Source organism: Microvirga sp. VF16, assembly GCF_016864375.1.
Taxonomy (GTDB): Bacteria; Pseudomonadota; Alphaproteobacteria; order Rhizobiales; family Beijerinckiaceae; genus Microvirga.
Window position 1 is genome coordinate 671,484 of sequence record NZ_CP069357.1, and the last position, 22,807, is coordinate 694,290.

At 57.9% G+C, this 22,807-nt stretch carries 20 protein-coding genes; 17 read left to right on the forward strand and 3 right to left on the reverse strand.

From position 1 onward, the window contains the following. The first annotated feature begins 107 nt into the window (after positions 1-107). The 13 genes from JO965_RS42655 (at position 108) to JO965_RS42715 (ending at position 14,771) form a co-directional block, all read left to right on the forward strand. A complete protein-coding gene (locus JO965_RS42655) occupies positions 108-422 on the forward strand; it encodes a VirB3 family type IV secretion system protein (protein WP_203447091.1) in 315 nt (104 codons plus the stop codon). A gap of 36 nt (positions 423-458) precedes the next feature. Then, entirely contained in the window at positions 459-2,909 is a 2,451-nt protein-coding gene (locus JO965_RS42660) for a hypothetical protein (protein ID WP_203447092.1), read from the forward strand. A 28-nt stretch (positions 2,910-2,937) separates the two neighbouring features. Further along, on the forward strand, positions 2,938-3,759 hold the full coding sequence (locus JO965_RS42665) for a hypothetical protein (RefSeq protein WP_203447093.1): 822 nt from the start codon (positions 2,938-2,940) through the stop codon (positions 3,757-3,759). Between the two features lie 43 nt (positions 3,760-3,802). Beyond that, on the forward strand, positions 3,803-4,489 hold the full coding sequence (locus JO965_RS42670) for a hypothetical protein (RefSeq protein ID WP_203447094.1): 687 nt from the start codon (positions 3,803-3,805) through the stop codon (positions 4,487-4,489). 29 nt (positions 4,490-4,518) lie between these two features. Beyond that, positions 4,519-5,805 carry a hypothetical protein gene (locus tag JO965_RS42675; protein ID WP_203447095.1) on the forward strand — a complete coding sequence of 429 codons (1,287 nt, stop codon included), beginning with the start codon at positions 4,519-4,521 and terminating at the stop codon, positions 5,803-5,805. A 163-nt stretch (positions 5,806-5,968) separates the two neighbouring features. Next, entirely contained in the window at positions 5,969-6,145 is a 177-nt protein-coding gene (locus JO965_RS42680; protein ID WP_203447096.1) for a hypothetical protein, read from the forward strand. A gap of 24 nt (positions 6,146-6,169) precedes the next feature. Then, positions 6,170-6,988: a VirB8/TrbF family protein gene (locus JO965_RS42685; RefSeq protein WP_203447097.1), complete on the forward strand. Its 819-nt coding sequence runs from the start codon at positions 6,170-6,172 to the stop codon at positions 6,986-6,988. Positions 6,989-7,027: 39 nt separating this feature from the next. Then, the gene (locus JO965_RS42690) at positions 7,028-8,680 is read left to right on the forward strand and encodes a TrbG/VirB9 family P-type conjugative transfer protein (protein ID WP_203447098.1); all 1,653 of its coding nucleotides are present in this window, start codon (positions 7,028-7,030) and stop codon (positions 8,678-8,680) included. 11 nt (positions 8,681-8,691) lie between these two features. Further along, a complete protein-coding gene (locus JO965_RS42695; protein ID WP_203447099.1) occupies positions 8,692-10,464 on the forward strand; it encodes a TrbI/VirB10 family protein in 1,773 nt (590 codons plus the stop codon). Positions 10,465-10,475: 11 nt separating this feature from the next. After that, positions 10,476-11,498 carry an ATPase, T2SS/T4P/T4SS family gene (locus JO965_RS42700; RefSeq protein ID WP_203447100.1) on the forward strand — a complete coding sequence of 341 codons (1,023 nt, stop codon included), beginning with the start codon at positions 10,476-10,478 and terminating at the stop codon, positions 11,496-11,498. 13 nt (positions 11,499-11,511) lie between these two features. Next, positions 11,512-11,817, forward strand: coding sequence for a hypothetical protein (locus JO965_RS42705; RefSeq protein ID WP_203447101.1), 306 nt, complete (start codon positions 11,512-11,514; stop codon positions 11,815-11,817). A gap of 4 nt (positions 11,818-11,821) precedes the next feature. Beyond that, positions 11,822-12,337, forward strand: coding sequence for a hypothetical protein (locus JO965_RS42710; protein WP_203447102.1), 516 nt, complete (start codon positions 11,822-11,824; stop codon positions 12,335-12,337). 238 nt (positions 12,338-12,575) lie between these two features. Continuing rightward, the gene (locus tag JO965_RS42715; protein ID WP_203447103.1) at positions 12,576-14,771 is read left to right on the forward strand and encodes a type IV secretory system conjugative DNA transfer family protein; all 2,196 of its coding nucleotides are present in this window, start codon (positions 12,576-12,578) and stop codon (positions 14,769-14,771) included. Between the two features lie 76 nt (positions 14,772-14,847). Here the strand turns inward: JO965_RS42715 and JO965_RS42720 are convergent, their stop codons facing one another. After that, entirely contained in the window at positions 14,848-15,024 is a 177-nt protein-coding gene (locus JO965_RS42720) for a hypothetical protein (RefSeq protein WP_203447104.1), read from the reverse strand. A 558-nt stretch (positions 15,025-15,582) separates the two neighbouring features. On the opposite strand from JO965_RS42720, the gene JO965_RS42725 reads away from it, so the two are divergent. Both JO965_RS42725 and JO965_RS42730 read left to right on the forward strand, forming a co-directional pair. Then, positions 15,583-17,484, forward strand: a complete 1,902-nt coding sequence (locus JO965_RS42725; protein WP_203447105.1) for an ATP-dependent helicase — start codon at positions 15,583-15,585, stop codon at positions 17,482-17,484. Between the two features lie 31 nt (positions 17,485-17,515). Continuing rightward, a complete protein-coding gene (locus tag JO965_RS42730; RefSeq protein WP_203447106.1) occupies positions 17,516-18,124 on the forward strand; it encodes a VUT family protein in 609 nt (202 codons plus the stop codon). 289 nt (positions 18,125-18,413) lie between these two features. On the opposite strand, the gene JO965_RS42735 is transcribed toward JO965_RS42730, so the two are convergent. Next, positions 18,414-19,025 carry a hypothetical protein gene (locus tag JO965_RS42735; protein ID WP_203447107.1) on the reverse strand — a complete coding sequence of 204 codons (612 nt, stop codon included), beginning with the start codon at positions 19,023-19,025 and terminating at the stop codon, positions 18,414-18,416. Between the two features lie 283 nt (positions 19,026-19,308). Beyond that, positions 19,309-20,457, reverse strand: coding sequence for a hypothetical protein (locus JO965_RS42740; RefSeq protein ID WP_203447108.1), 1,149 nt, complete (start codon positions 20,455-20,457; stop codon positions 19,309-19,311). Between the two features lie 165 nt (positions 20,458-20,622). On the opposite strand from JO965_RS42740, the gene JO965_RS42745 reads away from it, so the two are divergent. Then, positions 20,623-21,537, forward strand: coding sequence for a hypothetical protein (locus JO965_RS42745; protein WP_203447109.1), 915 nt, complete (start codon positions 20,623-20,625; stop codon positions 21,535-21,537). A 40-nt stretch (positions 21,538-21,577) separates the two neighbouring features. Beyond that, positions 21,578-22,756 carry a Rad52/Rad22 family DNA repair protein gene (locus tag JO965_RS42750; protein ID WP_203447110.1) on the forward strand — a complete coding sequence of 393 codons (1,179 nt, stop codon included), beginning with the start codon at positions 21,578-21,580 and terminating at the stop codon, positions 22,754-22,756. Positions 22,757-22,807: the final 51 nt, after the last annotated feature.

Consider the following 22,807-nt stretch of genomic DNA (forward strand, 5'->3'; position numbering starts at 1 on the left):
CGCCCCCTTTTTCTCGACGGCTGCTCCCTAGGCGAGGTAAAAGGGATTTCCGAGGTATATTTCTCGAATCGTACAGGCAAATTCGCCATTGGAACCAAGGTGCCGTCGTGCAGGATATCGACACTAAAATTTACCGGCCCGTCTCAATGCCTCAAAGGTTCGCAGGGGCACCCTTACTGCCGGCTGTGTTCTCTTTGTGTTTCGCCGTTCTTAGCTTCCTGTTTCTGATTTTCTATGATTTCGGTCTGTCGAACCTCTTGGTCGTTCTGGGCTTCTTAGCTTCTATTTTTGCCGGCCACATGGCCCTTATTATGCTCGGCTCAAAAGAGCCGCACATGACAACTCTCATCCAGACAATGCGCTACTCGCTCCAAAAATGCCGCCGAATTGGCGGTAAGCCCCAGCGCCGCTTCTGGCCCTGATCATTCGCTCCTCACGTCGTCACGAAAGCCGCTCACATGAGCCAAACGCTAGATCTTCTCCTCACCTATCAGACTAGCCTTCGCGCCGTTGCTACGGTCATAGGGGCTGGGGCCGCGGCCGCAGGTCTCGCCTTTACTGTTCCATCTATTGTGGATCGGCTCAGGCCACCTGCCCGCCAGGAGACGTTGGCAGACTTTCTGCCGTTCATCGAGTTGCTTCCGAACCGCAAACACATCAGGTGTGTTGCTGACCGGTATATTTCGATCGTCGAGATCGGAGGTGCGGAGCTAAATCTCAGTTCCTTCGAAACACGGGCTGAGCTCTTTCTTGCCCGAAAGTACATGCTGGACGAGGCGCAAAGGTCATCCTTTGCCGAAATCAGGCTGTTCACGACCAAAGAGCGCCTTCCCATCCAGGCCTCTCCAAATCGAACCAACCCCCTGCTCCAAGCGATTTCTGAACAGTGGAACAAGGATTTCAGCCACGCATACTCCCTGCGCCACTTCGCGCTGCTGGTCGTTAAGTCCAGTGACGATCAGGAGGCCTCTGAACTGCTGAAGCAGTCCGAGGACTTCATCCTTCGTACTCTCAATGCCTACGACTGTCGTGTTCTCGAGGAGGGTTTGGATCCGGCAACGGGCCCTGCGGCCGTCCTTGCTCGCCTGATTAGCCCCGTCAGCCGCCCATCTCCAAAAGTGGCGGGACTTGAGGAGCGGGCCATGAACCGAATGATCGCTGTGGACTCGATCGACTTCGGCGCCGACGACACAGGCATCTTACATTTCTCGAATGGCCGCGAAGAGAAGCTCGCAACTATCCTTGGTGTCCGGGATTGTGGCGAGAAGACTTCGGAGAACGCCTACAGGGAAATCATCGGCATTGATGCCGAGTTGGTCATTCACCACGCCATTCAGCCGCTCAATACGTCGCTCCAGATGGCGAAGTTGAAGCAGGAGCAGATGGCGGCGCCCATGATGACGCTATCGCAGAACGCGTCCTACGAGATCATGGAGGCCATTAGCCTTCTCGACGGCCAATCCGAGATGAAGGCTACGCTGCACAACTACTCAATGAATGTTGTGATTTACGGCGAAACCGCCGAGGATATCGGAGAGATCGAGAACGAGATCGTCTCGACGATTTCCCGGACCGGTGCGACCTGTGTTCGTGAGTTGATCACCGCTCAGGCCGTCTGGTTCTCGATGTTCTCCTTCGACCGGCTCTGGCCTCGTCAGTTCAGGTTCATGAGCCAGAATGTCGCCACCAACCTCGTCCTGCACAAGCCGAACATCGGCCTGCGTAAGTCGGATTGGTGTAACGAGCCCCTTAGTTACTTCCGTTCTGTGACCGGCGAGGCCTACGCTTTTCAGTTTCACGCGACCGAGGACAAGGAGGCGGTGCCCCACTGTGTCTCCATTGGTCCAACCGGAACGGGTAAGACGACCCTTGTAAGCTTTCTTGCGGCTCAGGCGCTCCGCTTGCCAGACCTGAGGGTCTACCTATTCGACCGCCTCAATGGCTGTGAAGTATTCGTCCGGTGCGCCGGCGGCGACTATGTCACCTTCGACGGGGATGCCTCGTCTGCCAAAATGAACCCGCTCCTCCTGGAGGATACCCCGGATAACCGCCAGTTCCAGCAGCGATGGCTGCGGCTGCTGGGCGACGCTAAGGACGCTTTTGATGAGGAGGAGATCACCCGAGCCCTCGACATCAACTACGCCCCATACCTCGATGCCAGCTTCCGGAAGCTGGACTCTCTGCACAAGGCGGCGTTCTCGCCTCACGGCAATCTGAGGAAGTCCCTTCAGCCTTGGGTCGATCCGAACATGCTCGGAGGCTATTTCAATGCGGATGAGGACAATCTCGACCTGACCAAGACCCGCCTTGCGGGCTTCGATATGACCAAGATCCTCGGGGACCACCGGTTGGCTCCCCCGATCGTCGATTACATCATCCACCGTATCCGGTCGAACGCCACCACCACAGGGTCGCCTTCCCTCGTCTTCGTCGACGAGACCGAACCCATGCTTCAGAACGAGCTCTTCCGGAACAACTTCGTTAAGGTTGGTCTGCAGGAAGCCCGAAAGCTCCGCCAGGCCTACATCTTGGCCTTCCAGCGGCCGGAAGCCATCAAGGCGACCGGGATGTCCGAATTGATCCGCGGCCAATGCCAGACCGTGTTCTTCTATCGGAACCGCAACGCCAAGCCTGAAGACTACGACGATTGGGGCCTCAACGAGAGCGAACTGGCCTTCGTCCTCGGCAAGGACTTCGCTGGGCCGGAGCATAAGTACGCTGTCCTGGTGAAGAAATACTCCACCGGACAATCGGCCATCCTCGACATCAACCTGTCGGTTCTGGGCCGCTACCTCAAAGTCTTCTCGTCCGGCCGGCCAGCAGTCATCGAACTCACCAAGGCTATCGAGAAATACGGCAACGACGCGTTCCTCGAGCCATACCTGAACGGCGAATTCGCCGCCCGCTAATCCGTTCCACTGACCAACAGAGGCTATCATGACCCTACGTTCCCTTCGATCCCGGGCATCGGCCATCACGTCGATGCTGGCTGTTATGCTCATGTCAGTCTGGCTGAGTGCGGCAGGCGGAAGTTTCGCCAATGCCCAAGTGCCTGTTCTGGACTCCAACGTGTTCGGCCAGGTCCAGCAAACCATGAAGACGGTGGCTAACCAGCTCGGCCAGCTACAGAACATCCTTGGCACGGTGAATCAGCTACAGCAGGCGATCGGGCAATTAGGGCCGAGCCAGATCTCCGGGCTCCTCGGCCGCCTCTCCTCCATGTTCTCGGAAATCAAAGGCGCCGGCGGCATTGGCCAGATGATGAGTTCCCTTCACGGGATCAAAGCCACACTGGGCTCCTTAGAGAACTTCGGCAACCTGGGACGCAACGGCAGCTTCACGTCATCCTTCAACACCCTGCAGACTGCGTTTGGCCAAGCCTCACAGGGCGTCGGAACGATCCAGAGCGGCATCACCCAAGCGCTCTACGTGAACAAGGCAGCTGGCACCCAGGCGGATGTGGAAGCCATCAATGCTGTGCGAGCCATCAATACTCGCACTGCGGCAACCAGCGCCATGGCAATTGCCATCCAGGGCAAGGACCAGGTTTCCAAGACCTCTCAGGATATCCAGAAGATCTCGGAACAGGCCAAACAGTCTCAGGACATGCGCGGTGACCTCGCGGTCAATAACGCCATCATGATCAAGATGTTGGAGCAGGTCATCCAGAGCAATGCCCAACTTTCCGCCATGCTCCACCTTCAGTCTGCCAGCGCGATCGGCAACGACAGCTACAACAGCCAGTCAGGTGGCAACTAATCACTTCGAATAAGCCACGCTATAATCCTGCTGAGGAAGCCAAATGAAGCACATGATCGAACGATATGGACTTGTTTTTGTTGTCGCTGGCCTTGCAACCCTGGTGATTACGCTCATAAGCGGAGTTCACTACGGACTGCAAGGTTTGCTGCTGCCGTTGTCGGACGGGACGGCCCTGACCATTGGCATTAGCTGGCTTGTAAGATGGTATCCCACCAACCTGACGAAACGCATTGAGGCCGACGCTCCTGACCGCTGGAGCATCTGGATGAATAACGTCGAAGTCGGAAGCGTCACCGACGCTCAATATGCGGAAATGCAACTGCAAGCTGTCCGTGATCGCCGCAACGCGGTCGCGCAGTTACGGAACCTGGGCCGCGTGGCCATATTTGTTTCAGACCGACTGATCCTCGCTGTGCCGGTGCTCTTATTTTATGGTTCTCTTGCTCTGGCACTATACTCACCTGACTTCTTCATGGCGATCGTAAGCGAACTACAGAATGGGGATACAGCCTCAAACCTGTCCTTCGTCCGTTTCCTCCTTCTGTTTACCGTAACGGTTTCCCTTGTTTGCTTCTTCACAATGAGCCTATTTGGATACCGCTTCGGGTTCACGAATTGCTATTCCTTAGCAGTCGCCGAGAGCCTACGAGATCTTCTTAACATTCCTGAGGACTGTGAAATTCACGTAAGTCCGACAGTTCAAGAAGACATCGTTGGGACCGCATAACCTTTTTAGCCTCCGAAATGAGAAGTGCCATGCAACGCAAGAAGGTCATACTCGCCTCCACGGCGATTATCGTCGGGCTCTTTTCCAGCGATATGATCGGGCAAGCCAATCGGCCCCTCATTTCGGAGGCTGTCGGCAAGTACAAGCCAACCCCGTGCGAGGTCGCTTCCGGCGGTACGCTGTGGGGTTGGTTCCCCTGCCCCATCATCGATCCCAAGCGCCTAGCAGATGAAGTCCAGACGACGATGGACGAGAACTTGAAGCTGGAAGCCCTCATGGAGCAACTTCAGGAATGGCAGAAGACCCTCAGCAGCGTCACGGCACCGATCTCCCAAGTTAAGGCCTTTTTGAACAGCCTCTTCTCATTTGGTGGATCAGCCGGACCCCTCACGACCTTTAAGGATGATGGGAGGATCAACCTGCCTCAGGTGATGGCCTCGGCCAACCCAGCGAACGTGCCAGACATGTCACGGGCGGTTGCAGACTTCTACCTCCGCCCAGGAGCGACCAATCCGGCGGAACGGACGCAACTATCCCGCTCGGTCTACAGCGATGGCTTAGGAGCTGCGGTGGCAGCCAAGTCCGTCGTCACTAAGAATCAAGATGAGATCAAAAAGCTGTCCGAGGAGGTTGGCAAAGCCAAGACCCTCCGCGATGACTTTGTCGTTAACGCAAAAATCCGCCTGACACTTCTCCAGGCTCTTGAGGAGCGCAATCGCCTCGTCGCTCGCCTCACCTCCGGCCAGGCGGTCAGTCACCTTCGACAAATGGGCCAGGATTCCTTCGCCAGCAACAACAGTTGGGCCTCCAACTCCAATGCGTATGGAAACCCCCAAGCTTATGCGAACAGTGTGGAGCAGGAAGCCCGCTCCGAAGAAGCTCTCAACTCAAAAGCACTCCTGCAGGCTCAGGATGCATTAAACGCCGGCCGCCAGTCCCTTGTGTATGCCGTCGAGCTCCACAACGGCCTTATCACCGGGCACAACCTGAACCAGAGCATTCAATCCGGAGGCGGATCTGACACCAACTACCTGAGAGAGGAACTGCAAACCCTCAGCCAGCGGTATGGCGCTTCGCTCGACACGCCAGAGCAGGTCCACGACTTCATCAACAAGCTCGCAGCGGAGACCCAAAAGGGCATACGCACCGCTACGCAAATCATGCAGCAGCATCCCTCACTCGGTTCAGACGCATCGCTGCGCCGGATGATTACCGACCAGCAGACTGTTCTGGAAAATCTGCGGAACGATTCGAGTTATCGGTCATACATCTCGGTTAACGCGAACGTGCCTCCATCGAGCACCGTGACCGACTGAGCCGCCCTGCGTTAACCATCTGAAACTCTTACATTTTAACTTACCTAGTCATTTCCTACTCATATCCCCGCGCTTTGTTCCGCACACCGTCGAAATAGATTGGACGCCCGAATTTAAAGGTATAGAAGCGAATTAAAGAACACCGATCACCAGGAAAGATCGAATGTTGATTCGCATTTTTGTCGTCGCTCTTGCTGCCCTTGCTCTCAGCGCCTGCGGAACATTGACCCAGGACGATCCAATCGGCATCGGCCGCTCACCCAACGACCTGAAAAAGAGCCCTTGCGCCTGCATTCAGCTGCCAAACGCGGCGAATGACGTGCCTGTGCTGCCAGTTTAATCCTTTCAATCGGCGTCGTTTACCATGACCTCCAGCGTCTCTCGCCTCCAGCGTCTCACCGATCGTATCTCCCCTAAGAAGGAGGGGGATGCTGCACCCGCAACCTCGGCGCCCGAGCCCCAGGTTCATACTGAGCGTGTGGCTCATCTCCCGTCCGTCTCTAGCCAGAAGCCTAAGGACAAGATCGGCGGCTACCTGCGTGATCATGATGCGCCTCATGCCGCTGGCCGTCGCGCTGCAGTCTCTGACAAGCTCCTGATCGCCGTCGCAGGCGTGTCGCTTGCCATTAACGTGGTGCAGGCCGTCGCGATCATGCAGCTTATCCCGCTCTACCGTGTCGTACCGTTCTTCGTCACCTGGTCCGACAAATCCGATCAGGTGGTTCGCGTCGAGCCGCCGACCGGCAACCTGAAGTCGCTGGCAATCCTGGAAGAGGCGAACGTTCGTGAATACGTGACGATGCGAAATACGATCACGGACGATCCGCAGCGCACGATTTATCAGTGGGGCACCATCGTCCGGCTGATGTCCTCCAAGCCCGTTTACGACCAGTTCCTTGCTGAGACGAAGCCTGTTTATGACGCCCTTAAGGAGCGGCGTTTTACCCGCAGCGTGTCGCTCAAGAGTGTTCTGAAAATCCAGAATGGCTACTGGCAAGTTGAGTTCGATGTCATTGACCGGCGCATAGGCTCCGGCCTCACCGACGGCGGCGACGAGCGCAGGACCTTCGTTGCCCAGCTCCGTGCCCAGAATGTCGAGCAAAGCATTAGCTATGACAACCGCTTCCTGAACCCACTCGGGTTCACTGTCACCGCTTACACAGTGGCGTCCAAAAAAGACTAAGCCGTCGCGGCGCCAACAAGATCACCAGGACCTTACCCAATGACCTCCTCGCGCTCTCGTCACCTCTCAACCGCCGCGCTGGCTGCCTTCATTGCCACTTCCGGATTGGATGCTGCTCTCGCACAGGGCACTCCGATAGGCCCTGCCGGGCAGATCACCCAGGCACAGGCTAATGTGCCGGCCGACTATGCCAAGCCGGGCGTTCCCGGGCTCGCGCCGGAGCCTCTCGATATGCCCTCACAGGTGACGACACAAGGAACGGCCAGAATTGCGACGGCAGTTGCTTCAAAGCCTCTCGGCCTGGAGCAGAAGGCTTGGCTTGACCCGAACAAGCACAAGTCCCCTCGCCAGACGCGGCCGGGCTTCGTGAAGATCTCCTGGCGTCCCGATGACGTCATGGAAGTCAACGCTCGTGAAGGGCTCCTGAGCGTGATCAAGTTCCCGCGGCAGGAAGAGGTCGTTCAGGTCATGTCGTCGGATCCCGGTTCGTTCGAGACCTCGACTGGCCCTAACAAGCGGTCGGTCGCCATTCGGGCCATTTACCCAGGTGTGGACGGCAACCTGATCGTCTACGGCAGCTCGGGCAACGTCTATAACTTCTATCTCCGCTCCCTTCCCTTCAACGCCGATCGTCTCCCCGACACGACCGTCGAGGTTGTGGTCGGCGGCATGGAGGCCGGAACGGGTGAAACCCTTGCATCGACTGCGCCTGTGTCGATGCCATACACGAACTACAAGGATCTCTACGAGCCTGCGGTGAACAAGGCGACGGCCTACTTCGATGCCGGCGGACGGGAATATGCTCGTGGCGCTCCGGTCAATCCAGGCGATATGCGCAACAACATCAGCATCGAGGCCCGCTCGCAGGACGATGCGGTCATCGCCCCTATCCGCGCCTGGCACGATGGACGGTTTACCTATCTCGATTTTGGCCCCAACGCTTCGTCAATGACCGAGTGGCCTGTGGCTGCCCTTGTGATTCAAGGTGTCGAGAGCCCGGTCGGCACCCGCGTAGCTGGCAAAGACCGGTCGATGATGGTTATCGAAGCCATCGGCAATATCACGCTGCGCAACGGCGGCCGTCTCGTTTGCCTGCGTCTGGCTCGCCCTCTGGACGATAACCGCTACGCCAAGGACGCGCCGATCGTCGACCCGCGTCGTACCGTAGTAGTCGAAAAGCCGGTGATCGTGGAGCGTGAGGTTCCGGTCGAGATCCAGAAGACCGTCGTCATCGAGAAGCCGGTTCCGGCGCCTGCGGGAAGGCCTGCGGCACCCGCCCCGCAGCCGCCCCTCGTCCGGAAGGGCGCAGTCGAGCCCGTCGAGAAGAAGATCGTCGCATCTGCCGGTCCTCTCGTGGCTCCCATGGCCATTCCCGCCCCTGCCGTTGCTCCGGCCCCCGCGGTCGTTACTGCTGCCCCTCCGCCGCCTCCGGCGCCGGTGTCCAGCGCCATCATCCTCGGTCCTTACAGCAAGGCGGAAGGCGAGCAGGTTTGGAAGCTCTATCGGGCGGATAATCGTCTGCAGGCTGGCAAAGCAAAACTGACTTGGCAGTCCCAGAACGGTGGCTCTCTCAAGGCGGCTCCTGCCTCAGGCCGCGCCATGATCAAGATCAGCGGCGTCGATCCTTCTGCGGCTAGCTCGATCTGTGATGTCCGTCGTCGGCATGGCGACACCTGCCTGGTCGCAGAATAAGGGGCGAGACAATGAGTGACGATCCCAAGCGCAAAACTAAAATCCGGCTCCTTACCGCCACCAGCGCCTTTGCCCTTCTTGGTGTGACCCTGTTCCTTCTGACGCTGCCGGAAAGGAACACCGCGCTTTCGATGAAGCAGGCTGCCCTGCCGCCGTCCGAGCCTGTCTTTGCACCTGCCCAGCCGGAGGCGCCAAAGGCGCCCCCACGGGAGGGTGATATTTCTCCTGACCGGGCCACAATTGAGGCCCGGGACATCCCGGCCGGAAAGGAGCGCTTCACATCGACGTTCTCGATCCGGGCGACGGATATGCCGGCGACCATCAAGACCGTCAGCATGCCCTATGCCCAGGAAGCCGGTATCCGCCTCGATGCCAGCAACTGCGAGGGCGTCCGGCTTGAGGTTGAGCAGGCTTGCCTCGTCCAATTCGTCTATGATCCCGCTATCCCAGGCCGGGTTGATGGACGGATCCTGATCACGGCCGCCTCGGAGCGGTCGGACGGTTCGATCCGCAATGTCACAAAGGTGGTCAACGTCGATGCGACCGCGATCACCCCCGTCGTGGCCGAGCCGGTAGTTCTTGCTCCGCCACCGCCGCCGGAACCCGAATACGATCCAGCAGCGGAGGCAGTCCTCCGGAATCGGCGGTCGGCCAGCCTTCTGACCTCCCAGTCGGATGCTGAGAACCTGACCTACCTGGGTCCCCAGCGGCCGAGCGAAGAGGATTGGGAGTCCATCGGTTATAAGCGGAACTCCTCAAGCTACCCGGTCGACATGAGCCGCGTCGTCACGATGGACAAGCCCATCCCCGCGGTAATCAAGATCCCGATCGATACCCGCAACGCCTCCCGCGCGGTTGCTACTGTCGAGCGCGACATCTATGGCGGGGACGGACGTCTCGTGGTTATCGAGCGCGGATCCACCCTCATCGGAACCGTGGAAGCTATCGGCTCAACGGGCGAGGAGAAGGTCGCCATTGCGTGGGAGCGCTTGGTTCGACCCGACGGGGCGGCGTTCGCATTCCAGGCTACCAGCGGCGATGCAATGGGACGCGCCAGCATCCCGGCACATATGGACAATCGCTGGTTCGAGCGGTTTGGAACCACAATGCTGATGTCGGCGCTCAATGTGGGTGTGACGTTGGGGCTGAATGGCTCCCAGACGGTGGTCACCTCCGTCAGCCCCTATGGTGCCGGCTCGGCCAATATCGGCCAGGACGCCAGGGGGATCGCCACCCAGCAGTTCCGCGAAGATACCCAGCCCCTTATTCAACAATTCACCGAGGAGCAGTTGGCCCTGCCACCCATCAGGACTGTTCCGGCTGGAACTCGCATCACGGTGTTCCCGAGCACGGACTTGTGGCTCAAGCCGATCAATCCTACCCAAAGAATGCGTGAGGAGTACGCCAGCAAGGTACGCCAGACTCCGGAATATCAAGCGGCCCGCAACAATCCAGTCCGCTCAAATCCCAGTCAAGCCGCAACCCAGCAGCCAGGGACCGCGGCACCGAACCGCTTTAATTCTCCGATCGGGACCAGCGTTCCGCAATACATGCAGAACAGTGGCATCAATCAGAACACGATCTCAGCCATGGACAGTCCAGTAGTCCAGAACCTGACACAGGCCCGGTCGCAGCAGCCGCGAGCTCGGGCAGATGACAGCTTAGATTTCATCAGCGCCCCATCGGCGAATGAAAAGCTTCAGCAGCGGCAGCAGTCTCGCCAGACCTCGCAGCAACAGTCGGCAGCCGGGACCCCGATGGGTCAAAACTGGTCGCCTTTCTAAGAGACGGTCCCATGAGCAACACCAGCACCCAGGTCCTCCTCCAGAAATTCATTGGGCCTCTCTATGAGCGTCTCCTTCACCCTGACGTGGAGGAGATCGCCATCAACAAACCCGGCGAAATCTGGATCCGCCGGCGCAAGCCTGACGAGCAGGGGCGCCAGTGGATTCCCGAAGAGGCTCCCGACCTTACGGGACGGTACCTCGAGAACATCTGCCACATGGTGGCCAACCTGCAGAACATCCCGAACTTCGGCGCAGCCGGAATGCCGGTGGTCTTCGGCACTGTTCCAGGTGGGCATCGTTTCGCGGCCGGGATTGGCCCGAATATTCAGTCCGAAACACCCGAGGGAACCAGCGAAGATGGCTCTATCTGCGTCTGCGTCCGCCAATACAGCAAGGAACAGACGGTCGATCTGCAGGACTACGGCATCACGCCAGGTCAGAGACTTCGCCCTCCGGTGGCCTCAATCTTCACCCGAGCAACCGACCCTGACGATCCCTTCGCCCAGATCGTTAACTCCCTGACGCGAGGCGACCACATCCTCCTCTCGGGCGCGACCAGCAGCGGCAAGACCACCTTTCTGAACCGCCTTGTCTCGTTCCTCGACGACCGCAAGCGGATCCTCACGGTCGAGGACACCCGCGAAATCCGGGTTCTCCAGCCCAACCGCGTCCATATCCTGATGAGTCGTACGCAGCAGGCCAATAAATTCGACTACCGTGCTGTGCGCGATCTCATTGTGCGTATGACCCCCGACGTGGTCATGGCCGGCGAGATCTCGAATTCGAACGCGGCCACAATCTGGGAGCTCATGACCACCGGCCACGGCCACTTCATGACGACAATCCACGCCAGATCCCCTGACGAGGCGCTGACCACGTTCATCAACTGTATTTCAAACGCCCGTTCGCAGGCTGGAAACACCGATGCCATCGACCGCGACGAGCTCCGGGCCCAGATGGTCGAGCACATTCGCGTCATTCAGATCGAAAAAGACTCTCTCGGCCAGCGCCGCATTTCAGCCGTTGCCTAACATCGAGGCTCATATGATTTTCCTAATCGCCATATTCGTTCCGCCGATCTCCCTCGTCATCCGAGACGCCAAGTATGACGCCATCGCCAGTCTGGTGATGATCTGCCTTTGCATTCTCCTCGCGCCAGCCGTTCTCCCGTACATCTGGATTGCGGCTATCGTGCACAGCTTCCAGGTTATCCGCCGACAGGACGAGGACCGCAGAACCCAGGATATTATCGCCGCCATCAAGGGGCGTCCTACTGCCAGCGACCCTGTTTCGGCTCCGGCTCCAGAAGCGCCGGTAGGCGGCCAGATCGCCTTGCAGACGGGAGCATAGATCAATGGCTACGAAACTCCCTACAGGTCAAAACCTCAGCTCGACCCTGACGGCGATCAACTCCATCGCCCTCAACGTGCTTCCTGCACAACATTATTCGGCACATCTCCTCCCGGCTCGGATGCTGTTGAAGGGCCTGCTGCTCGCCTTCATCGCCGATCGTGCTCAAAAGCCAGCGCTAGACGACGAAGATGCTCCTGATCCGACCCTTGAGAGCTTCGCCGATGCTACACTTTCTGACCTTCACAGCCATTTGGCGGGGGGCACCAATGCGCCCTTGCTGCAATGGATCAGCGGCAAGAGCGCCCTTGGCGGGTCGCCAACACCGCTGCGCCAGATCGCCGTCACCCACCTGTTGACGGTCCTGCAGGATCAACCGGCGGCACGTTACGGCATCATGGCTGTCTTCGATGCTCTCGGCCAACATATCACGGACGACTTTGCGCTTGCCGGTGCCCAAGGAATGGCAGTTGAAGCCTCTGGCGCTGAAGGCCAGACGATCCTTTCCGCAGCAGCCTGAGATCTGAGACCTGGGAGGCTCAGCCTCCCGGGACGACGTTCCGACCCTCGCCCACTCTATTCCGGTTCCTGTCATGAAGCTCCACAACCCGCTCAAAACAGAATATTTGCCCGAACACATGACGGAAAGTCAGCGGAAACACTACCGCTGGCTGGGAACGACGGCGGCCATAGGTCTTCCTCTGGCCGTTGGAACGACCCTCTGCACTCCGCTTTTCCGATGGCTCATTGATCAGCCGATGAACCAGCGAACCCTGGATGGCGTTGGGGCATTCTTCGGCCGCGTGGCCGGCGGCGACATATTCTCGATGAATTATGCCTTTGTCGTTTCACCCAACTACGGTGGCTTTGACGCGCTAAAGGCCTATTTCGGTGTGGCACTGGTCAGCACCGTCGTCTACATGGCGCCCGCCCTCCTCAATCCTTACCTCCGCCAGGTCATGAAGGGCGGCTTCGCCGACTGGTGCGACGACGAGACACTTGGGGAAATGGAGGCCCGTGAACAGGTAGGAATCAAGGGTGGGCATCTGATGGCCCTTGGGCGATGGCCAAAAGGAAAGCGCAAAGGTCAGATGGTCATGATGATCGAAACCCTTTCCGCTCTCTGCCTCGCGCCTCCCGGAACTGGTAAAACGGCGGCCTTCGTGGTCCCGACACTCCTCAAGGGCGACAACGTGTCGTTCATCGTCAATGACCCGAAGCCCGAACTCTATGAAATGACCGGGCATTATCGGTCACAGGTCAGCCACGTCTTCATGCTGAACTGGGCGAAGGTGGACGAGCCCAATTACATCTTCACGTTTGACCTGACCAAGGAGGGCCCATTTCGGAACCTCTTCCTGGAACTCTACGGCAAGGGCACTAAAGGACAAATTCCCGAAGAATTGGTCGCGGGATACAAGGCCCGTGACGCTGCCGGTCGCGATGACGGCACGTTCGACGTCCCGGTCGCTCCGGCTCGGTTCAAGGCCGTCAAGGATTGGGTCAACCAGCGCGATGGCGCAGACGTCTATACCGTCCGAGATCCGGTCTTCTATCCGCGCTTCAACTTCCTGTCGCCGAAACTCGTGCCGCCTCAGGGCCCTGACCGCGATACCTACCTGGATACAGTCGCAAAAACCCTGATCCCAAATCCCGACGGCGGTAAAGGGAACGACTACTTCGTGACCAAGGGCCGTGCTGCGCTCACAGGCTTTATGCACTACCTGATCTCCAAGGTAGGCGACAAAAAGAACTATGATGGGCTGCCCGCTAACTGGAACGGCTACGAGCCCTCGATCCCGATGCTATCTGACTGGCTTGCAGTATCGCAGTTCGAGAGCACCAAGAAGACCGGCGAAGAAGACCCAATGGCGGGTTACGGCGCTGACAAGATGGGCGACTGGATTCGCACCCTCTGTGATGACGTCGTTCCCGCTGAGCAGGGCGGCAAGTTCCCCTCCCCGCGCGCCTTTGTCGAACTAAGCTCTCTCGTCAATATGGCGGACAAGGAAAGATCAGGCGTCTTCGGCACGATGGATCAGGCGCTCTTGCCGTTTAAGAATGCCGCCGTTGCCCAAAGAACATCTGCCTGCGATTTCACCCCGGACGACATGCGGGGAATGAAAGTTCCCGGATCCGACGAGATCAAGCCGGTAACTCTCTACATCTGTGTGAACCAGGCTGAGGCTGGCGCGTTCGAAACAGTCACAGCTCTCCTTTACGAGGTTTTCTCGCAAAGCCTCATCTCCTACGACCCCGGCTCGTTCAATCACAAGACAGGCCGGGAGCTCGGCCCATACCCTGTATGCTTTGCGCTCGATGAGTTCGCGAAGCTGCCCCGCATCGAATCCGTGATCACTGGCCCCGATCTTGGGCGTGCTAAGAAGGTCAGCTACCTCCTGGCAGCACAAGACTTTGGCCAGATCCGAAAGAAATACACGGCGGAGGACGAGTCGGTGATCATCACCACAACCGCCGTTAAGTACGTACTGGCCCAGAACAACACCGACACGATCGACAAGTTCAAGAAAATGGTCGGCGAAACGACAATCCAGCGGGCACAGAAAACATATAACGAGGGTCTTTCGAAATCAGCAAACCCCATGGCCTGGAGTCGGTCGGAGCAGATCGAGAACATCAGCTTCCTGCGCACTGAGGATATTGCTTCTCTCAAGCCAGGTAAGAACATCGTATTGGTCCAAAACTTCCTGCATCGGCCGATGAAGCTCGATACGCCCTACTTCTTCAAGGATAAGGACATGGTCAAACATGTTCGCTCCCGCGGGAACGGACCAATCGCGACTCAAACCGTTCCTGAGTTCATTTTCAAGAGCCGCCTGAATACCGTTGACCCTGCAGAAGCAGCGAAGCGGCATGCTGGCCGGCGACGGAAGGAACGGGATGATCAGGAAACCCGGCACCTGACGCCGGAGATCGTGGCCTATGAGGGTTAATCTGGTCGCTAACCAAATTTAGACCCTGGCGCCGGTGCATCGAGCGGCTTAACTACTGGGTAGAAGTCAGTTTCAATTAGGTGGAAGCTGGGGGAACGATATGGACAACTACCCAGAGCATCTCGCGCCGGAGTTCGAAGAAGGTGGCGCTGTGAAAACACCCTTCGATGAATGGTGGGCTCGGGTCCATAGCCACTTCCCGCACGTTCCAGAAGAAGTCGCCCGTTGCTGGCTCCACGAACACTGGAGCCATTCGCCGTTCAGCTACCTCCCGTCAGAGGCCTATCGCTTTCGACTGGTGAATTGGCCATCTGATCGCCTCGTCGACATCCGCTCAGGATGGTGTGATTGGCAAGAAGGTGGGGAAGCCTGCCGAGCCCACGGAAGGCATATCATCGAGAACAATCTCAAGTTTTATGCCTACAGAACGGCCCTATACATGCTTGAGCATGGCGATTTCCCTAGCCCAATCATAGTCCTGGATAATCGACGGGCATCTAAAGCAGGGCATATCCCCTGTTCCATCGTGGGAAGCCTTGCCCCCAACCTACCTCCTCATCGAAGGCCATCGCCGTTTCAACATGGGGCTACATCTTCAAGCAACGGGTCGTTTGAGTGAAACGGTCCGGGTTTGGCTCATGAATCACGTCAGTTCACAGAGTCCCTCCGATTTTGGATGAGCCAAGTCACAATAGTTGAACGGTTAGATCGATAGAACCCATCTCCTTCATCTCGAAGAATTTCAAAACCATACATTCGGCATTCACGGGTGAATTCGAGTTACTCGACCAAACCCCAAAAAGTGAAAGCCATGCCAGATTTAGCATCCACGATCTCTGCGCATCCGTCGATCGAGGCGTCTCTCACACACGGCTTGAACCGGCAGCAGCAAGCGGCGGTCGAAGCCTTCCATAAGCCCCTTCTGGTCCTATCAAGCTCTGGAACCGGCAAAACCCATGTTCTGGCGACCAAGTTCATCTTTGCGGTCCAGGTCCTCGGGTACAAGCCCGACGAGATCATGGCGGTCACTTTCACCAGAAAAGCCGCTCACGAACTGAAAGAGCGCATCGGAAAGAAAATCGTCGCGGACATCGACAATCTATATGTGGGGACATTCCATTCCCTGTCCTCCCGTATGCTGAGGATCCACCAGGCAATCCATACTGGTGAAAAGCCGTTTACGATCGTCGAGCCGGAAGAGATCAAGATGACTCTTACGGGCATCCTCGCCAGTTTGGACGGTTTCGGAAACTCTTCCAGTAGCCGGGAGATCGACAAGCGGATCAATGCACTCCTCAAGACCATTGATGCCGCCAAGAACATAGGCGTGAACCTCGATCCCAGCAGCAAATCGACCTGGATCACGAGCGCCCCAGGGCTGTCCAAAGAGGATAGCGATATCCTCGCCCAGTATGAAAAGACGATGCGGGAAAATCGCTGTCTCGATTACAACGATCTGATCCTGGATTTCATTCGGCTCACGAACAGCAACCCCATTGTTGCGCGGTCCTGGCGAAAGAAGTTCAAGCTTGTCCTGGTGGACGAGTATCAGGACACCAATCCCGTTCAAGAGTGCTGGCTACAGATCTTTTCTGACGCGGGGAACAATCTCGCCTGCTTCGGCGACGATGACCAGGCAGTCTATGGTTGGCGCCATGCGACGGTCGACAACATCCTGACCTTCGAAAAGCGGTATCCCAATGCCGTCGTCATCAAGCTCGGAATCAATTACCGCTGCCCGGAGCAGATTGTCAGGAAGGCGGGAAAACTAATCTCCGCCAATCAGAAGAGACACTCGAAGACGGTCCGATCCGGCAACAAGGGTCAGGGCGATGTCGCGAGCATTTCCTGCAATGGGCAGCAGGGGATGCTCAACCAAGCTCTGGTCCTGATTCAATCGGTCGCAAAAGCCCAGCCCAAGGATATTACCGTCCTTGCCCGCACGAACAGCGATGCCGACGAGGTGGCCCAGTTTCTCAGCCGCCACGGGGTTAACATCTTTCGGTGCAATCCCGATGCGGATTCTTCCCCGCAGCTCCAGACATTTCTTGCTTGGCTTCGCCTGTTGGCGAACGAATCCGACAGCCCGGCAGCGATCAAGATCATGACCAGCCTCGCCGGCCTCGGTGCTGCTCAGGCAGTCTGGCGAGCCGCCAGGATGGAAGGCCTTCCGGTGATGCAGTGGTTGAGTAAGCGTGCGGATACCGGCAGCCTGAGGCAAGACGGTCTTCTCCGGCTGATGGACGTCTATCAGGGCCTCAGGAGTGCGACGATGATCTCGAGCACTACCGAGATGATCGAGCTCGCCCTGACCTATACGGATCTCGATAAGGACATTGAGGCCCTCAATCCAGCCCGTCGGGCTCGCTTCTTCCGCCAATACATGGCGATCTCAGAACACGCCCATCGGGTTGAGGACCTCGCCACAATCATCGCGACGGCCCAGACGGAGATCGCCGACGTTGAAGGCCGGCCGGATAACGCGGTGGCGGTTTCAACGATGCACGCCATGAAAGGCTTGGAATCGCCAGTTGTGATCTCCCCTGGATGGAGCAAGGGGAAATTTCCAAGTGGCTTCGATAAGGGAGATGAGATCGACGAGGCGCGCCGCCTGGCGTTTGTGACCATCACCCGCGCTTCGGCCCGATGCTACCTGCTCTGGGATAGCCAACTAGGCCCCTCTCCGTTCCTAACCGAAATGGGTCTGGCCTGATACCCCTCCGAATTCTCAATTAGAAAGAAAAATGCCCATCATGACCAAATCTCGGCTCACTGGTTTTGCCAGTTTGGTCGGCTTTTTGCTGACCATTCCCCTGGCCAACTACTTCGTCTCGCGGATCGGCACGATTTGCCTGCCCGACGGTCCCTGTCTCATCCCCGTGGCGCCTGGGATAATGTCCCCGAGCGGCGTGATCTGGGCCGGGATCGCCCTCATCCTCCGTGATCTCGTCCAGCGGCAGCTCGGGGTCGCATGGAGCACGGTCGGTGTCCTGATCGGGGCCGCGCTCAGCTACCTGATCAGCCCTGCCTTGGCCCTCGCAAGCGCGGTCGCCTTTTTGATTTCGGAGCTCATCGATCTGGCTGTCTACACCCCGCTGCAACGCAAGGGGCTCGTCATCGCTGTCGTCGGGTCAAGCCTCGTCGGACTATTGGCGGACTCAGTATCGTTTCTCTGGCTAGCATTTGGCTCGCTTGATCATTTCTCCGGGCAGGCCTTGGGGAAAGCGTGGATGATCGTTCTTTCTCTACCGTTCCTCTATTGGCTGAGAAACCGGGATCGGCGACATTCGGCCACCAGCGATCGCCTTCCCGCAGGATCAGCGGCCGTAGGTTTCCGAACATCTCACTCTTAAAAGCGCGGCTGATCGGCCGTAGAACGAATTCCATGCGCCGCCGTGTAACTTTCACGACTAGCCTAATCGCGCTCTTTACCCTTGTAGGAGCTTCCACTGCCGACGCAGCCCCCAAGAAAGTGGCGAGCGTCGAACCGCCTAGAAGGCCCGACATGGTTAACGCCGTACAAGCGGTCCAACCAGAGCGATCGGAGTGCAAAAAGGTTCGGCGTCGCTTCTTCCTTCCCGATCAGGGCTGGATCATTCGCCAGGTTTCGAGCTGCTCCTAATTGGAGTCCAATGGAAGAAACTAGCTATCACGGATGTCGATGCGCCCGGCAGCGCACGGCGTACATGTGACCCGATCTCCCCCGTCACCGTCGTCCATATCGACATCGATCGTTAGGGGCTCGGAGCCAATAACGTCGTCCATGTTCGAGAACGTTCTGCCCAAGCGGATTTCCAACTTTCCGACCCTAAAAGCTTCCCTTGTGTCGTCAGGTTGGGTGATCTCTGTATAGATGATTGACGATCCGCCCGTTCCTTGCACCAGTTCCATCTTACCGATTTCCATGCGGTAGAACTTCTTGAGGCGATAGTGCTCCCGCATTCTCTCGCCAAGCTGCCGCACGGTCATCGGGTCAACAGGCTGCTCCAATCCACGGAGCCACGCTGCTTTGTCGGTGACAATCTCCCCCGTCATCTTATCGACTATCCGTTCGCACTCTCCGGCAAAGAACGTCTTGAACCCGCCCCAGTCTTCAACCGTCGCCCAGCCTCTGAACGCTAACCCGTCCAGGTTCGGGTCATCTGAGATGGCATCATCCGAAAAGTAGACGCTGTGGATAGTTACCTCGAACGTCTGAAGTTCGCCCCTCATCGTGGGATGGGTCACGGTAGCTGGATAAGATAGACGATCCATGATCATCGTCTTCCCGGACCTATGCGGGCCTAACAAACTAGGTTCTGAGCTCGCGGTCATAAAGTTTCCTCCTATTAAGGAATTTATGGCTGCTCAAAGCTGGTTCGCACAACCGGCCACTGATAGCGATTATGGGGTATTACAGAATGCGGAGCTTGTCGAAGCTCCAGCCTAAAACGCCACCAAGAAAGAGATCCAGGCCGCGTTTGTATAAGACATTTGTGTCGATCAATAAAAAAGGTCGGCCTAGGGCCGCCCTCTCCTCAACCTTAATCCGAGACCGTCACATTCCCTGGCTATTCTGCTCCATCATCCGCCGTCGCATCTGGAGGCGAGAGAGCTGTGCTGGCTGCGCGGCCGGAGGTTCAGCTGCAGGCTTTCCCTCTGCGGCCGGCGCAGGCCGTCCCTGCGATTGGAGTGCCGCCTTATAGACGCCGCCCTCAGACCGGCCGATCGTCAGGCGATAGCCCGACGGCATGCCGAAGCGCTCGACATGGATCTTTTCCAGTGCGTTGAAGCCACGGCGAAGCGAGTCCATCGGGATCTTGTCCTGCTGATCCAGCGTGACCCCGCCTCCCAGGCGCTTCTGATCGTCGAATTCAAAGCGCATAAAAGCGCCCCGAAGGACGAACTTAGCCTCGGTGTTTTTACCAGACTGAAGATTTTCGACCGCCCAGGTGATACGGTCTTGGAACGCTTTATCATGATCGATGGCCCGAGCGAGCTTCTCGACTTCCGGCAGATGGTTCTGGATCGCGTGGTCAAACCGCGCAAATTTCTCCTTATTATCCAGTTCCTGGAAGCGCTTCACCGTCCGGTCGAGAACCTCGGTAATCTCCTCACGGGACGCCTCACGGATCATGTTTAGCTGTTGATCACGACGCTCCGGATTTCGGTCACCCGCCAGCATGAGCCCGCCGCGGATATATGCGGCGACCAACTTCAATCCCTGCTGCGTGGCAGCTTCGGCCCGGGCAGAGTACGCGACCTGCTCGTCACTCACCTGCCCCTGCTGCCGGCGCGGTGGGGTCGAGGCGACTTTCGCCGACACAGGAGCAGCAGCCTCACGGACCTTTGCCATCTCCGGCTCTCGGCTGATGGCATCCGCTGCGCCGAAAAGGATCGCCTCGAGATTAAGCTGGCTCTCCCGGTCTTCCTTCCAAAGTGCATGCGACTTGGAATCCACTCCGTAACGCTGGACGGCAGGATGGTTAACATCCGGGATCGCGCCTGTCGGGGCCGCGTAGCAGCCATACTCCTCGTTGTAGCTCGCCCGGATACCCGCCTGGCCGAGTTCCTTAATCATAATGTCTGCCTGGGCGCGGGGCGCGAAGAACCCGGTCAACCCTTCGGACACCAGCCCGACAGCCACGAAATCAAGTCCTGACTTACCACTCACACCAGCTTCCACGCTCACCTGACTTGTCTGCATCGCGGGATCTCCGTCTCCGATAGCGAATTAACGACACAAGACCTGTATCATAAATTCGGCTACAGTGCACGTAATTCGGTACGATTTGCAAAACTCGGTCGCCCGAAAGGCAAAAGGCATGTCTGGTCAAACAAACCTATTGGTTTCCAATCCCCGGAAAAATCGATGAGCCCAGATCCAGACTATGTCATTCAGGCCCGATACGTCCCGACGCTCCTTGGTCTCAAGAAGACACCATCCCCATGGGAGCTCTGGCACGTACTCAAAGGCAACATTCCCTCGGCGCAGGTGGAATCCAGCCGCGGCTTCTGGAGCCGCCGCCTCCACCGGGAGTTCGTGATCGGGCTGCAGGAACGCTACTCCTGCATTCTTTTCGATCGGAGCAAAGAGCAGATTCACCCGACAAGGCAGATTCTGTCCCGCCACCTGGTAGAGGTCCGGTCCCGTGGGCAACTCCCCCTCAGCCACGATACCAAGCACATCCACTTGATCCAGATCTCGTCCGAGAACTACGCGATCAACTGGAATGTAAACGGTGTCGTCCAGGCTCCTCCTTATATCGTCGCCGAAGTTCACCCGATCATGGCGGCACTTGGCATCGAAAGCCTCGCCATTGCTCTGATTGTGGCCGGCGGCGAATTCGAAGCCTTCGTCGAGATCGATTTCGACCCTCCCCTCTGGGAAATGATCAAAACGGCAACGACCGATTTCATCTTCTCCCTCGATATGGACGAGGAGCCGGCCCCTGACTTCGCCATCGACGGGGACGCTATCGAGAAGCGGTACCGCCCGATGAATAGCGACCCTGCCGACTACTCGGAAGATCGCGCCTTCAACAAGCTTGTCACGGAGTACGAGGCCATCACCCAGGAGATCCAGGGGCTCGAGCGGGATGTCCGGGAGAAGGACAAAGCCAAGCGCAAGCTGAAGGCTCAACTCATCACAGCCCTGGGGAACCGGTCAGCAGCACAGGGCAAGGGCTTCAGGCTCCTCCGAGATGAACACCACGTCGGGGAGCAAAAGCGGGCCGCATACTCCTATTCGACCCTCAAGATCGACCGCCAGACACAGGCGGTCTGATCGCAAGCTACTGATTTCAGATTAAATTTTAGAGGTTCAAATGCCAGCACGCACTAACTCGGATGTGGTGATAGCTTTAAAAGAAAAGGTCGCCAACGAGAACAAGAAGGACCGCCAGGGCGATAATCGGTCGAAACTCTATTATGTTAAAATGGAGTACGACGCGACCAAGCTCGACGAAATTTTCGGCCCGGAAAACTGGAGCGCGGAGATTCTCAATCAGGAATCCCGTGTATGGGAGCAGGATCTCGTCAGCTTCAAACAGAACAAGCAGGAGGTTTACAAAGCTCGGGTCGCATCAGCTTGGGTTACCGTTCGATTGACTGTCAAATTTCCTGACGGACGAGAAACCTTCCGCGACGGCGTTGGCGCCGGTGACGCGATCCGTCGTGCCGATAACCCCAATTCTGTGGAAGCCGAGGGTCTCGCCCTTAAAGCCGCCGGAACCGACGCCATCAAACGTGCCGCAACCCTCCTCGGAAACATCTTCGGCCGCGGTATGGAGAAGGACGGTACCCAACGGTACGATTATGATTACGTCCCGCCTTTGGATGATGAGGCAGACGAGGAAACCCGCCCCACCTCGGAGGTCGAGATCGCTAACGACGTCGGCCAGCCCCAAAATCCGCCTCAGCATCAGCCGCAGGTTCAATCCCAGGCCAGGCCCCAGGCCCAGACGAGGCCGCAGCCTCAATCTCAGTCCCCGCAGCAGAGAGCGCAGGCTTCGGCCCAGCAGCCGTCCCGTCCTCAACAGCATCATGAGCCGAATGTCACCAGTGGCCTGTCTCGGCAGGCACCGGAACACGCTCCGGCTGCCCCGACCACCCCGCCTCAGCCTGCATCGCAGCGCGGGCCGGCGGACGACTTCGATAATGCCTTGAATCAGGCTCCCGTCGATGTCCGCACCCTCACCGATCCGCTCTCCGAGCACCTGCGGCTGATCATTCCCCAGGGGAACCTGATCGAGGTCGGTATCCCTGACCGGTGGAAGAACATCTTCTCGCAGATCAATGAGGCCCGGAAGAACTGGGTCACAACAGTCGAGGATGTGGCCACGATGAAGGCTCACATGGCCGACTTCCGGAAGCGCGCCTCCAACGAGAACATCATCTCGGGCACTTCTGCCGGTGCGAAAGACATCAAGCATTACTTCGACACGATGGACACGTTCATCGAAAAGCGTCGTCAACATATCCTTGGCATAGGCCAGGCGGCGTAGGCCTAAACGGGCCCCGCATCCGCGGGGCCTTTTCTGTGCTCCCATCAATAA

What these genes read in the sequence shown, in the direction of transcription:
- JO965_RS42660 (WP_203447092.1), top strand. Translation starts at nt 459, where the DNA reads ATGAGCCAAACGCTAGATCTTCTCCTCACCTATCAGACTAGCCTTCGC.
- JO965_RS42665 (WP_203447093.1), top strand. Translation starts at nt 2,938, where the DNA reads ATGACCCTACGTTCCCTTCGATCCCGGGCATCGGCCATCACGTCGATG.
- JO965_RS42670 (WP_203447094.1), top strand. Translation starts at nt 3,803, where the DNA reads ATGAAGCACATGATCGAACGATATGGACTTGTTTTTGTTGTCGCTGGC.
- JO965_RS42675 (WP_203447095.1), top strand. Translation starts at nt 4,519, where the DNA reads ATGCAACGCAAGAAGGTCATACTCGCCTCCACGGCGATTATCGTCGGG.
- JO965_RS42680 (WP_203447096.1), top strand. Translation starts at nt 5,969, where the DNA reads ATGTTGATTCGCATTTTTGTCGTCGCTCTTGCTGCCCTTGCTCTCAGC.
- JO965_RS42685 (WP_203447097.1), top strand. Translation starts at nt 6,170, where the DNA reads ATGACCTCCAGCGTCTCTCGCCTCCAGCGTCTCACCGATCGTATCTCC.
- JO965_RS42690 (WP_203447098.1), top strand. Translation starts at nt 7,028, where the DNA reads ATGACCTCCTCGCGCTCTCGTCACCTCTCAACCGCCGCGCTGGCTGCC.
- JO965_RS42695 (WP_203447099.1), top strand. Translation starts at nt 8,692, where the DNA reads ATGAGTGACGATCCCAAGCGCAAAACTAAAATCCGGCTCCTTACCGCC.
- JO965_RS42700 (WP_203447100.1), top strand. Translation starts at nt 10,476, where the DNA reads ATGAGCAACACCAGCACCCAGGTCCTCCTCCAGAAATTCATTGGGCCT.
- JO965_RS42705 (WP_203447101.1), top strand. Translation starts at nt 11,512, where the DNA reads ATGATTTTCCTAATCGCCATATTCGTTCCGCCGATCTCCCTCGTCATC.
- JO965_RS42710 (WP_203447102.1), top strand. Translation starts at nt 11,822, where the DNA reads ATGGCTACGAAACTCCCTACAGGTCAAAACCTCAGCTCGACCCTGACG.
- JO965_RS42715 (WP_203447103.1), top strand. Translation starts at nt 12,576, where the DNA reads ATGAACCAGCGAACCCTGGATGGCGTTGGGGCATTCTTCGGCCGCGTG.
- JO965_RS42720 (WP_203447104.1), bottom strand. Translation starts at nt 15,024, where the DNA reads ATGGCTCCAGTGTTCGTGGAGCCAGCAACGGGCGACTTCTTCTGGAAC.
- JO965_RS42725 (WP_203447105.1), top strand. Translation starts at nt 15,583, where the DNA reads ATGCCAGATTTAGCATCCACGATCTCTGCGCATCCGTCGATCGAGGCG.
- JO965_RS42730 (WP_203447106.1), top strand. Translation starts at nt 17,516, where the DNA reads ATGCCCATCATGACCAAATCTCGGCTCACTGGTTTTGCCAGTTTGGTC.
- JO965_RS42735 (WP_203447107.1), bottom strand. Translation starts at nt 19,025, where the DNA reads ATGGATCGTCTATCTTATCCAGCTACCGTGACCCATCCCACGATGAGG.
- JO965_RS42740 (WP_203447108.1), bottom strand. Translation starts at nt 20,457, where the DNA reads ATGCAGACAAGTCAGGTGAGCGTGGAAGCTGGTGTGAGTGGTAAGTCA.
- JO965_RS42745 (WP_203447109.1), top strand. Translation starts at nt 20,623, where the DNA reads ATGAGCCCAGATCCAGACTATGTCATTCAGGCCCGATACGTCCCGACG.
- JO965_RS42750 (WP_203447110.1), top strand. Translation starts at nt 21,578, where the DNA reads ATGCCAGCACGCACTAACTCGGATGTGGTGATAGCTTTAAAAGAAAAG.